The sequence below is a fragment of the Actinosynnema sp. NPDC050801 genome, from assembly GCF_040673975.1.
Lineage (GTDB): Bacteria > Actinomycetota > Actinomycetes > Mycobacteriales > Pseudonocardiaceae > Actinosynnema.
Genome location: NZ_JBFAQZ010000004.1, coordinates 184,915 through 196,452, shown reverse-complemented (window position 1 = coordinate 196,452; position 11,538 = coordinate 184,915). Strand labels below are relative to the sequence as shown.

The following is an 11,538-nucleotide window of genomic DNA, read 5'->3' as shown; positions in this document are numbered from 1 at the left end:
GAGCCCCCATGCGGGTCGTCATGTTCGGCTACCAGACCTGGGGTCACCGCACCCTCCAGGCGCTGCTGGACTCCGAGCACGAGGTGGTGCTGGTCGTCACGCACCCCAAGAGCGACCACGCCTACGAGCGCATCTGGAGCGACTCGGTCGCGGACCTGGCCGCCGAGCACGGCGTCGAGACGATCATCCGTAACCGCCCGGACGACGACGAGCTGTTCCAGCGCCTCAAGGAGGTCGAGCCGGACGTCATCGTCGCCACCAACTGGCGCACGTGGATCCCGCCGCACATCTTCACCCTCCCCAAGCACGGCACGCTGAACGTGCACGACTCGCTGCTCCCCGCCTACGCGGGCTTCTCGCCGCTGATCTGGGCCCTGATCAACGACGAGAAGGAGGTCGGCGTCACCGCGCACATGATGGACGACACGCTGGACGCCGGCGACATCGTGCTCCAGCGCGCCGTCCCGGTCGGCCCGCGCGACACCACGGCCGACCTGTTCCACAAGACCCTCGCCCTGTTCGGGCCGATCACCGTGGACGGCCTGGCCGAGATCGCCAAGGGCCGCACGGACTTCACCAAGCAGGACCGCTCGAAGGCCAGCTTCTTCCACAAGCGCGCGGAGGAGGACCTGCGCATCGACTGGACGTGGGAGGCCGAGGAGCTGGACCGGCTGGTCCGCGCCCAGTGCCCGCCGTACCCGAGCGCGTTCGCGTTCCACAAGGGCAAGCGGCTGGAGATCGTCGAGGCCGAGGTGTCCGAGGAGTGCTACGGCGGCACGCCCGGCCGGATCTTCTACCGCGAGGGCGACGGTGTCGCGATCGTCGCGGGCGCCCTGGCGCGCCGCGGTCGCAACCGCGCACTGCTGGTCAAGCGGGTGCGCACGGAGGATGGCCGCGAGTTGGGTGCGACGGAGTACTTCACGCACATGGGCGGCTACCTCACGAGCCGTCCCTGAGCGAGCCGTCCCCGCGCTCGCCGGCCCCGACCGAGCCGTCCCTGAGCGAAGCCTGCCGGACCACGAACAGGTACGCCCACGTCAGCACCACGAGCACGGCGTGGGCGATGAGCGGTCCGGCGGACTTCTCCACCAGGATCCACCCCAACCACGTGTAGGTGACCAGGGCGCCGGCCGCCACCGCGTACCGGTGGGCGGCGCCCCACCCCTCACCTCGGCCCCACCACGACAGGACCACGGCGGTCGCGACCGTCAACGCGACCTTCAGGCCGAACCCGGTCCAGTCCTCCGGCACCGCGACGAACACCGACGACACCACGAAGGCGCCGAAGCCCAGGTAGCCCGGCCGCGGCACCCGCCGTGCCACGGCGGGACGCGGCCGGAGCAGGAACGCGATCACGACCAGTACCAGCACCACGCCGGCGGCGCCGATGCGCTGCCCGGGCGTGGCCATGAACCCCTCCTGCCTGAGCAGGATCCAGAACACCGCCGCCGAACCGGCCGCGAACACCAGCGCGAGCACGATCAGCCCGGTTCGGCCGAGCCACGGCGTGGTGCGCCGCCGGAACGCGAACGACTCGACCAGCGCGATCGGCACGCCGATGCTCCACACCGCGTGCCCGACGACGAACGAGTAGCCGTTCAACGCGCTGATCCCCAGGGCGGGCACCGGCGTCACGGCCTGGAACTGCCACTCCTCGAACGACGGGTTGAACAGCGACTGGTCCAGCAACCCGGCCTCCAGCACGCCGTAGGCCAGCCCGAGCACCAGCATCGTCGGCCAACCGCGGCCGGTGCGCCGGGCGAGCTCGCGGATCAGCAGCGCTCCCCCGCCGTACATGGGCGCCAGCACCACCAGCGCGCCGATCGCGGACAGCGGGACGTTGCCGAGCACGAACTCGCCCACCAACGGCGCCAACAGGAACAGCATCAGCGCGGCGCGCAGATCACGGGACATGCCCCGGAACGCTAGGAGCGCGCGCTCGTCGTCACATCAGGCGTGAGAACGGTGTCCGGCCTCCTCCTTCAGGTGGAGCGCGGCCGGACCAGCCCCACCTCGTACGCCAGCACCACGGCCTGGACGCGGTCGCGCAGGCCCAGTTTGCGCAGCACCGCGGACACGTGCGTCTTGACCGTCGCCTCGGTGAGCACGAGGTGCCGGGCGATCTCGGCGTTGGACAGCGCCGACGACACCAGCCGCAGCACCTCCACCTCGCGGTCGGTCAAGGCGTCCAACGCGCGCGGTGACGGCGCGGGCAGCGCGTCCACGAACCGGTCCAGCAGGCGGCGGGTCACCGACGGCGCGAGCAGCGCGTCACCCCGTGCGACGACCCGCACCGCCTCCACCAGCTCGACCGGCCGCACGTCCTTGAGCAGGAACCCGCTCGCGCCCGCGCGCAGCGCCGCGTACACCGAGTCGTCCACGTCGTAGGTGGTCAGCACCAGGACGCGGGCCGGGCTGCCCGACGTGACGATGCGGCGGGTCGCCTCCAGGCCGTCCACGCCCGGCATCCGCACGTCCATCAGCACGACGTCCGGGTCGAGCTCCGCGGTCAACGCCACGGCTTGCGCGCCGTCCGCCGCCTCGCCGACCACGTCGAGGTCGTCGCGCGACTCCAGGATCATCCGGAAACCGCCGCGCACCAATGCCTGGTCGTCGGCGATGAGCACGCGGGTCACGTGGTCACCGCCAGCGGCAGGCGGGCGTGCACGAGGAAACCGCCCTCGGGCAGCGGACCCGCGTCGACCGTGCCGCCGAGGAGCGCGGCCCGTTCGCGCATCCCCGTGATGCCGCGGCCGAATCCCGCCACGCCGCCGCGACCGTCGTCGCGGACCTCCAGCTCCAGCACACCGGAATCGGTGCGCACCAACACTTCCGCGCGGCCGGCGCGCGCGTGCCGGAGCGTGTTCGTCAACGCTTCCTGCACGATCCGGTACGCCGACAGGTCGACACCCGCGGGCAGCGGCACGGGCTCGTGGCGCACGTCGACGCGCAAACCCGCGGCACGAAGGGGTTCCACCAGCTCCGCCAGCCGGTCTAGTCCCGGGCGTTCCTCCGGGCGCACGGCGCCGAGGAGTTTGCGCAACTCCTCCAGGGTCGCCCGACCGGTCGCCTCGATCGAGCGCAACGCCTCCTTGGCCCGGTCGGGACGTCGGTCGAACACGTCGTCCGCCGCGGCGGCCTGCACCACGATCACCGAGACGCCGTGCGCGATGACGTCGTGGAGTTCCCGGGCGATCCGGGCCTGCTCCTCGCCCACCGCGCGTTGCGCCGCCTGGGCCACCGCGACCCGCCGGTTGCGCACCGCCTCGCCCAACGCCCACACCACCACCGCGACCGCCATCACGAACTGGGTGTCGTCGGCGGTCGTGGTGCGGAAGTTCAACGAGATCAGGCCGAGCAGCAAACCCAAGGCGGGCAAGGAGAACCACGGCGGGCGTGCGGCGGCCAGGGAGCCGAGGGCGACGAGCGCGGCGAGAGGGAACACCGTCATCGGCGCGACCAGCTGCACCACCAGGCAACCGGCCAGCGCGATTCCCATGACGAGCACGGGATTGCGGCGTCGCCACCACAGCGCGGCGCCTGACGCCAACGCCGCCAGCGCGGCGGGCACCGCGATGGCGGCCGTGGAGGCGGAGGTCGCCAGGACCACGAACGCGACGAGCACACCGATCGCGGCCGGCACGAACACGTCGAACGACTGTCGAATGCGGCGCACGTCGGAGGATTATTCCGGAGTATTTCGGCCCCGGTGTTCCGATCGGGGCGATCATCGCTGATCATGGGGGCATGAGCGGCAAGCGGTCGGCCACGGTTGTCAGCGGGGTCGCGGTGATCTTGATGATCATCGCCGGGTGCGGGGTGGACGTGCTCACACCGGACACCTCGTCCACCGCGACGGTGCCGACGGGGCCGGCCTCGCCCGGTGACGACCCGGCGGCGCAGCTCGCGGCGTTGACCGTGGCGCCGGAGGGGAAGATGGCGGGCTACAGCCGCGACCGGTTCCCGCACTGGAGCGGCCAGGGCGACGGGTGCGACACGCGTGAGGTGGTGTTGCAGCGGCAGGGCGCGGACGTGCGGACCGGTGAGGGCTGCAAGGTCACCTCGGGCACGTGGACGAGCGTGTACGACGGCGTGGTCGTCACCGAGGCGCGTGATCTCGACATCGACCACACCGTGGCGCTGGCGGAGGCGTGGCGGTCGGGTGCGGACAAGTGGACCGACGAGCAGCGGGAGAAGTTCGCCAACGACCTCGGCGGGTTGCAGCTGATCGCGGTGACGGCGAACAGCAACCGGTCCAAGGGCGACCAGGACGCCGCCAAGTGGAAGCCGCCGGTGCAGACGTACTGGTGCACGTACGCGCGGGCCGTGATCTCGGTGAAGACGCTGTACTCGCTGACCGTGGACGAGGCGGAGCGCGACGCGCTGGGTGCGATGCTCAAGACGTGCTGAGGCTGTGTTGAACGGCCGCTGCTCCGCAGACGGCGGCTCGGTCGCCTGGAAGTCGGTCGTTCGCGCCTGATCTTCCGACGATCGAAGAGCGTGACCGCCGGAAAATGAGTCACGAACGACCGACGCGACCTCGCGGCTAGGGGCGCAGGTTCTCCAGCTGGTCGACGATGTCGGTGAAGGCCTCGGCCCGGCGGACCCAGGCGGCGAAGCCGGAGGAGGCCGACGGGACCTCGCCCAGTGGTGAGATCGGGTCCGTGACGCCGTACTCAAGGCGGTAGGCGATCAGGGCCACGGCCGCCTCGACCCAGCGGGACGGGTCGGGGCTGGTGATCTCGCCCAGGCCGACGCGGAACCACAGCGGCAGGCGGGTGTCGGCGGCCAGGGCGCGGTCGAGCCTGCGGCGGGCGATGTCCAGGACCTCCTGGCGCGCCTTCTCCCCCGCCACCACGGCCTCCGCGCGCCACGGCTCCTCGGCGGCCAGCTGGTCGGCGCCCAGCCGGTGCGCGGCGGCCATCGCGCCCGCCTCCTGGGCGTTGACCCGCCAGTCCAGGTTCTGCACCTCGTGCTGCAACGCGTCCCGCTCGAAGCGCGGCATCCGGCCCGCCGAGAGCTTGGCCAGCCCCGCGTCCCGCTGCTGCTTGAGCGACTCGTACTCGGCGACGTCGGCCTGCAGCTCCGCGCGGACCGAGTCGGCCAGCAGCTCCTGTTCCGCGTCCCACGCGGCGCGCAGCGCACGGACGGTCTCGACGATGCCGTCGACCGAGTCGAGGTCCTCGTCCGGACCCGATCCGGCGCCGGACAGCCTGCGTTCCAGGACCAGCAGGCGGGCGCTCACCCGACCGAGTTCGGCCGTCAACGCCTGCGTGGTGGCGACGAGATCAGCAACGGTCGGCTCGACGTCGTCGAGCCGTTCCTTCTCAGTGGGCACGCGAACCAGCCAACCGCACTGCGGGGCCCGGTCCAGGGACGAAACCGATAAACCACGCGTACGGGCCGACACAAACCCCCGGCATGGTTAACGGTCGATCACGCACCGTGACATGTCTGGTTTGCACCCAAACGGTATATGTCTTGTACATGTCGACGTCGGTGCACGAGACGGAACGCAAGTACGAGGCCAACGACGGCACCGCGCTGCCGGACCTGGCCGGTCTGCCGGGCGTCGCGGCCGTGGCGGGCCCGGAGGAGCTGCGGCTGGAGGCGGTCTACTACGACACCGCCGACCTGAGGCTCGCCCGGGCCGGGTTGACGTTGCGCCGCCGCACGGGCGGTGACGACGCGGGCTGGCACCTGAAGCTGCCGGCGGGCGTGGACACGCGGGAAGAGGTGCGATTGCCACCCGGCCGCGCGGCCAAGCACCCGCCCAAGCAGCTCGGCTCACTGGTCCAGGTGCACGCCCGCGGCCACGAGCTGGCGCCGGTCGCGCGCATCCAGACCACGCGGCACCGCCTGCAACTGGTGGACGACAAGGGCCGTCTGCTCGCCGAGGTGGTCGAGGACCTGGTGTCGGGGCAGTCCCTGGCGGACGACTCGCCGGTCGACTCCTGGCGCGAGGTCGAGGTGGAGCTCGGCGAAGGCGGTGACGTCGCCCTGCTGGACCGGGTCGAGGCACGGCTGGCCGACGCGGGCATCAGCCGGTCCACGTCGTCGGCGAAGCTCACCCGCCTGCTGGCCGACCGGATGGCCACCACCACCCCGCCGACCACCGCCGGCAGGTCCGCCGGTGACGTGGTGCTGGCGTACCTGCACGCGCAGGCCGACGCGCTGAAGCTGCACGATCCGCGGGTCCGCCGGGGCGAGAACGACGCGGTGCACCAGATGCGTGTGGCGACGCGGCGGATGCGCAGCGCGCTACAGGCGTTCGGCACGATCGTGGAGCGTGACAGCACGCGTGAGCTGACCGACGAGCTGAAGTGGCTCGCGGGCGTGCTCGGCGAGGCCCGCGACCTGGAGGTGCTGCGGTCCCGGTTCGAGGACCACGTCGCCGAGCTGTCCCAGGAGCTGGTGCTCGGCCCGGTGCCGGCCCAGCTGACCCGGCACTTCGCGCCGCTGGAGGCCGCCGCGCACGAGGCGGCCGTGGCGGCGTTGGACAGCGACCGGTACTTCGCCCTGCTCGACGCGGTCGACTCGCTGGTCGCCGCGCCGCCGTTCACGCCGGTCGCCCGCGAGAAGGCCGCGAAGGTGCTGCCCGACCTGATCGCCAAGGCCTACCGGCGGCTGGCCAAGCGGGCCGAGGCCGCGCACGACGACGTCGAGCTGCACGAGGCGCGCAAGGCGGCCAAGCGGCTGCGGTACGCGGTGGAGGTGTCCGAGCCGCGGTTCGGCAAGCGGGCCGAGCGGTACCGCAAGAAGGTCAAGGCGGTGCAGGAGCTGCTCGGCGAGCACCAGGACGGCGTGGTCGCGCGTCCAGTGCTGCGCGAGCTCGGCGCGAAGGCGCAGCTGGACGGGGAGAACGGCTTCACGTTCGGTCTGCTGCACGGCCTGGAGACGGCGGCGGCACAGCGCGTGGAGGACCGCTTCCCCGCCGTCTGGCGTGGTCTCGGGAAACCGAAGCTGCCGTAATTGGTCTGGACCTTGACACCTGCTGGTGCGGCTGAAACGGTGGCTGGGCCGCCGCTCGGTGATCCACGCTGACCAGGAGGACGTCAGTGCTTCCCACAGAAGGCGCCGGACGGCGCGGGTTCGGTCGAGTGCTCGTCGCGCTGCTGTTCGTCGGCGCGGTGGGCGCGGCGGTTCCCGCCCACGCAGCTCCGGAGACGCCGTTGCAGCACATCGTGCCCGCTCCCGTCACAGTCACCCCGCGGCCGGGCGTGACGTTCACGCTCAGCGCGGACACCAGGATCTACACCCATCCCGGCTCGGCCGAGGCGAAGCGGGTCGGCGAGTTCCTGGCGGGCGTGCTGCGCCCGTCCACGGGCTACCGGCTGCCGGTCGTGCCCGGCGCGTCCGGCCGGCACATCTCGCTGCTGCTCGTCGGCGCGGACGCCCGGGTCGGCGCGGAGGGCTACCAGCTCGACGTGACGCGGCGCGGCGTGCTGATCCGGGCCCGGACGGCGGCGGGCCTGTTCGCGGGCGTGCAGACGTTCCGGCAGATCCTGCCCGCGAAGGTGGAGGCCAAGGCCAGGCAGCGCGGACCGTGGACCGCGCCGGGCGGCCGGGTGCTGGACTACCCGCGCTACGCCCACCGGGGCGCGATGCTCGACGTGGCCCGGCACTTCTTCTCCGTCGACGAGGTCAAGCGGTACGTCGACCAGATCGCGCTGTACAAGGTGAACCGGCTGCACCTGCACCTGACCGACGACCAGGGCTGGCGGCTGGAGATCAAGAGCTGGCCCAACCTGACCGTGCACGGCGGCAGCACGGAGGTCGGCGGCGGTCGCGGCGGGTACTACACGCAGGAGCAGTACAAGGACCTGGTGGCCTACGCCGCCGCACGGCACATCACGGTGATCCCGGAGATCGACATGCCCGGCCACACCAACGCCGCGCTGTCGTCGTACCCGGAGCTGAACTGCGACGGCGTCGCGCCGCCGCTCTACACCGGCATCGAGGTCGGCTTCAGCTCACTGTGCATCGACAAGGACATCACCTACAGGTTCGTGGACGACGTGCTGCGCGAACTGGCCGCGTTGACGCCGGGCGAGTACCTCCACATCGGCGGCGACGAGGCGCACGCCACCACCGACCCGGACTTCGACCTGTTCATGGACAAGGTGCTGCCGCTGGTCGCCAAGCACGGCAAGACCGCGACCGGGTGGCACGAGTTCGTCAAGGCCGGTCCGCCGGCGTCGGCGGTGCCGCAGTTCTGGGGCACCAAGACCGTCGCGCCGGACATGGTCGAGGCGGCCGCGCGGGGCAGCGAGATCGTGCTGTCGCCCGCGACCAAGGCGTACCTGGACATGAAGTACGACGCCAACACCAAGCTCGGGTTGAGCTGGGCCGGGTACACCGACGTGCAGGACGCGTACGACTGGAACCCCGGCGCGTACATCGAGGGGTTGCCGCCCGAGGCGGTGCGCGGTGTCGAGGCGCCGCTGTGGAGCGAGACCATCACCGACTCGACCGACCTGGAGCACCTGACGTTCCCGCGCCTGCCCGCGATCGCGGAGCTGGGCTGGTCGCCGTGGTCGACGCACGACTGGGACCGGTTCAAGGTCCGGCTGGCGGCGCAGGCCGACCGGTGGGACGTGATGGGCGTGAACTACTACGCCTCGCCGCAGGTGCCCTGGAAGTAGTGCCCGGTCGGGGGAGGCGGCCCGGTGCCGCCTCCCTCACCAGGGGCTCTCCACCAGGATGGTCTTGACCTGCTGGTAGTGGTCGATCGCGGCGCGGTTGCCGACGTCGGACCGGAACGTGTTCAGCCAGACGCGGCGGGCGTTGATCCGCCGTGCGACGCGGTCGGCCACGGCGGTGTCCCGGGACCAGACGCCCGCGCCGACGCCGCGCGCGGTCTCGTTCGCCGCCTTCACCGCGTCGTCGACGTCGTCGAACCGGGTCAGCCACACGACCGGGCCGCCGACGTCCGCCTGGTCGGGGCACCTCCGGCCCTCGATGACCGTCGGCGTGACGTAGTACCCGCCGGACAGCTCACCGCCGAGGTCCACGCGCTCGCCACCGCACACCACCCGGGCGCCTTGCCGCTCGGCGGTCTCGACCTGCGCCGTGAACCCGTCCACCTGCTCGCGGGTGGTCAGCGCTCCGACCGCGGTCGCGGTGTCCAGCGGGTGGCCGGGCCGGACCGCCGCGGCCCGCTCGGTGACGTCGACGAGGAACCGGTCGTGGACCGGGCTCTGCACCAGCGCCTGGCCGAGGGCGAAGGTGCTGAAGCCCCGCAACGCCTTGTCGTAGAACGCGTCGCGGTGCGCGGCCACGTCGGCGAGGAAGACGTGCGGGTGCCTGCCGGTCTCCGACGTCCCGTTGGTGAGCCCGTTCACGACGTTGACCACGCCGGGCGGCAGCAGGTCGGCGATCAGGCCCACCAGCACGTGGATCGACGCCGGGGTCTGCTCGGCGGGCTTGAGCACCACGGTGTTGCCGGCGGCCAGCGCCGGCGCGAGTCCGGCCGCCGCCGTGAGCAGCGGCCGGTGCCACGGGACGACCTGGCCGACGACGCCGATCGGCTCCGGGAAGTGGTGGGCCACAAGATCCTCGCCGATCCGCGAGATGCCGCCCTCCTGCGTCCGGACCACGCCCGCGAAGTGGCGGAAGTGGTCCACCGCCCGCGGCAGGTCGGTGGCCAGCGCCTCGCGGACCGGCTTGCCGTTCTCCCACGTCTCGGCCACGGCGAGGGCTTCGAGGTCGTCCTCGATCCGGTCGGCGATCTCGTTGAGCACGTTCGCCCGTTCGGCGACCGACGTGCGGCCCCACCGGCGGGCGGCGCCATGGGCGGCGTCCAGCGCCCGGTCCAGGTCCTCCGCCGTGCCCCGAGCCACCTCGGTGAACACCTCGCCGGTGACCGGGGTGCGGTCGGCGAAGTAGCCGCCCCCGGCGGGCGGCACGTACTCGCCGCCGATGAAGTGGTCGTACCGGTCCCGGTACGACACCACGCTGCCCTGCGCGCCCGGCGCCGCGTACCTCGCCATGTCCCGCCTCCCCGCGTTGGTCGTCGGCACCAGCGTGGGACGCACGACGTTGCAGTCCCGTTGCACCCGAATGGACCAGCGATCGGCTTGCCGCGATCGGCCGCGGCGGGTCATCCTGGGCGGGGAGGCCCCATGCAACCGGACCTGCGACGGCTCGCGCACGCGCGTGACCTGGTGCTGAGCGGGGAACGGGTGCACGGCGCACGTGAGCTGATCGTGGAGTCGTGGCGGCGGTCGCTGGCCGCGCGGATCGACCCGGACCGGCACGAGGCGCCCGTCGTGCTCGACCCGGCCGAGGTGGCCGACCGGCGCGGGGCGCACCCGATCGCGGCGGCGCTGCCGGTGTTGCGCGAGACGCTGGTCGGCATCGCCGACGAGGCGCAGCACGTCATGATCATCACCGATGCGGACGGCAACATCCTGTGGTGCGAGGGCTCGACGTCCGTGCGCGGCCTGGCCGAACGGGTGCGGTTGGCCGAGGGCACGTGCTGGAGCGAGACGGCGATCGGCACGAACGCGATGGGCACGGCGCTGGTGGTCGGCAGGCCGGTGACCGTGCACTCCGCCGAGCACCTGGTGCGGACCTACCACGGGTGGACGTGCGCGGCGAGCCCCGTGCGCGACCCGGACACCGGCCGCACGATCGGCGTGGTCGACGTGAGCGGCCCGTTGAGCAGCACGCACCCGGCGCTGGTGGCGCTGGTGTCGGCCGCCGCGAGGTTGGCGGAGGGCCAGTTGCAGGTGCGGCTGGCGGCCGGCGACGAGCGGCTGCGGTCGGCGAACATGCGGCACCTGATCGGCCTGCGCGGTGAGCCGGGCGCGTTGCTGAGCCCGAGCGGCCGGGTGCTGGCCGCCGAGCCCGGTCTGCCGGACCGCCGCGTGGACGTGACCGGCGAGGGCGTGCGGCTGGCCGACGGGCGGGAAGCGGTCCTGGAGCAGTTGGACGAGGGGTACCTGCTTCGGGTGCCACGACCGGGCACCCGAAGACCCGTGCTGTCGCTGCGGTTCCTGGGCGACCCGACCGGGTCGCTGGCCGGGCGGCCGTTGCCGCTGTCGTTGCGGCACGCGGAGCTGCTGACGGCGTTGGCGCTGCACCCGCGCGGGCTGACGGCCGAGCGGCTGGCGCTGCACCTGTACGGCGAGCGCGGCAACCCGACGACCGTGCGCGCCGAGCTGCACCGACTGCGCGCCCAGCTCGGCGCGGTGCTGCTGACCAGGCCGTACCGGCTGTCGGCGGACGTGCGCGGCGACTTCCTGGCGGTGCGTGACGCCTTGCGCGCCGGTGATGTCGGCACGGCCGCGGCGGCGTACCGGGGCGAACTGCTACCCCGGTCCGAGGCGCCGGTGGTGCGCGAGGAGCGGGAGGACCTGGCGGCGGCGCTGCGCCGGGGCGTGCTGGAACGGGGCGACGTCGAGGCGCTGTGGGCGTTCGGCCTGGTCGCGCAGGACGTCACGGTGCTGGAACGCCTGGTCCGCGTCCTGCCGCGCACCGACCCGCGTCGCGAGGTGGCGGTGGGCCGGCTGCGGCGGGCCTTAACCTGATCGG

Annotated in this window: 10 protein-coding genes; 5 read left to right on the top strand and 5 right to left on the bottom strand. The window is 72.6% G+C overall.

Annotation, left to right across the window (positions count from 1 at the left end; translation table 11 throughout):
• The first annotated feature begins 8 nt into the window (after positions 1 to 8).
• Positions 9 to 956 (top strand): methionyl-tRNA formyltransferase, encoded by a 948-nt coding sequence (locus AB0K14_RS11360; protein WP_360452086.1) that lies wholly within the window; start codon positions 9 to 11, stop codon positions 954 to 956.
• Here the strand turns inward: AB0K14_RS11360 and AB0K14_RS11355 are convergent.
• From AB0K14_RS11355 to AB0K14_RS11345, 3 genes are all read right to left on the bottom strand, one after another.
• A complete protein-coding gene (locus tag AB0K14_RS11355) occupies positions 940 to 1,914 on the bottom strand; it encodes a hypothetical protein (protein ID WP_360452084.1) in 975 nt (324 codons plus the stop codon). The genes AB0K14_RS11360 and AB0K14_RS11355 overlap by 17 nt on opposite strands.
• A gap of 68 nt (positions 1,915 to 1,982) precedes the next feature.
• Complete coding sequence (locus AB0K14_RS11350) at positions 1,983 to 2,636, bottom strand: response regulator transcription factor (RefSeq protein WP_360452083.1); 654 nt, start codon at positions 2,634 to 2,636, stop codon at positions 1,983 to 1,985.
• Positions 2,633 to 3,676 (bottom strand): sensor histidine kinase, encoded by a 1,044-nt coding sequence (locus tag AB0K14_RS11345; RefSeq protein WP_360452081.1) that lies wholly within the window; start codon positions 3,674 to 3,676, stop codon positions 2,633 to 2,635. The genes AB0K14_RS11350 and AB0K14_RS11345 overlap by 4 nt, the downstream gene beginning before the upstream one ends.
• 71 nt (positions 3,677 to 3,747) lie before the next feature.
• Between AB0K14_RS11345 and AB0K14_RS11340 the strand changes: the two genes are divergently transcribed.
• Positions 3,748 to 4,410, top strand: coding sequence for an HNH endonuclease family protein (locus AB0K14_RS11340; RefSeq protein WP_360452079.1), 663 nt, complete (start codon positions 3,748 to 3,750; stop codon positions 4,408 to 4,410).
• 136 nt (positions 4,411 to 4,546) lie between these two features.
• Here AB0K14_RS11340 and AB0K14_RS11335 read toward each other — a convergent pair whose 3' ends face one another.
• The gene (locus AB0K14_RS11335; protein WP_360452077.1) at positions 4,547 to 5,338 is read right to left on the bottom strand and encodes a hypothetical protein; all 792 of its coding nucleotides are present in this window, start codon (positions 5,336 to 5,338) and stop codon (positions 4,547 to 4,549) included.
• 149 nt (positions 5,339 to 5,487) lie between these two features.
• On the opposite strand from AB0K14_RS11335, the gene AB0K14_RS11330 reads away from it, so the two are divergent.
• Positions 5,488 to 6,972, top strand: coding sequence for a CYTH and CHAD domain-containing protein (locus AB0K14_RS11330; RefSeq protein WP_360452075.1), 1,485 nt, complete (start codon positions 5,488 to 5,490; stop codon positions 6,970 to 6,972).
• Positions 6,973 to 7,130: 158 nt separating this feature from the next.
• Entirely contained in the window at positions 7,131 to 8,645 is a 1,515-nt protein-coding gene (locus AB0K14_RS11325) for a beta-N-acetylhexosaminidase (RefSeq protein ID WP_360452167.1), read from the top strand.
• A 36-nt stretch (positions 8,646 to 8,681) separates the two neighbouring features.
• On the opposite strand, the gene AB0K14_RS11320 is transcribed toward AB0K14_RS11325, so the two are convergent.
• Complete coding sequence (locus AB0K14_RS11320; protein WP_360452073.1) at positions 8,682 to 9,992, bottom strand: aldehyde dehydrogenase family protein; 1,311 nt, start codon at positions 9,990 to 9,992, stop codon at positions 8,682 to 8,684.
• Between the two features lie 132 nt (positions 9,993 to 10,124).
• On the opposite strand from AB0K14_RS11320, the gene AB0K14_RS11315 reads away from it, so the two are divergent.
• Complete coding sequence (locus AB0K14_RS11315) at positions 10,125 to 11,534, top strand: GAF domain-containing protein (protein WP_360452071.1); 1,410 nt, start codon at positions 10,125 to 10,127, stop codon at positions 11,532 to 11,534.
• The last annotated feature ends 4 nt before the right edge of the window (positions 11,535 to 11,538 follow it).

Coding starts and splice junctions, on each gene's coding strand:
- AB0K14_RS11360 (WP_360452086.1), top strand. CDS start 9: ATGCGGGTCGTCATGTTCGGCTACCAGACCTGGGGTCACCGCACCCTC.
- AB0K14_RS11355 (WP_360452084.1), bottom strand. CDS start 1,914: ATGTCCCGTGATCTGCGCGCCGCGCTGATGCTGTTCCTGTTGGCGCCG.
- AB0K14_RS11340 (WP_360452079.1), top strand. CDS start 3,748: ATGAGCGGCAAGCGGTCGGCCACGGTTGTCAGCGGGGTCGCGGTGATC.
- AB0K14_RS11330 (WP_360452075.1), top strand. CDS start 5,488: ATGTCGACGTCGGTGCACGAGACGGAACGCAAGTACGAGGCCAACGAC.
- AB0K14_RS11320 (WP_360452073.1), bottom strand. CDS start 9,992: ATGGCGAGGTACGCGGCGCCGGGCGCGCAGGGCAGCGTGGTGTCGTAC.
- AB0K14_RS11315 (WP_360452071.1), top strand. CDS start 10,125: ATGCAACCGGACCTGCGACGGCTCGCGCACGCGCGTGACCTGGTGCTG.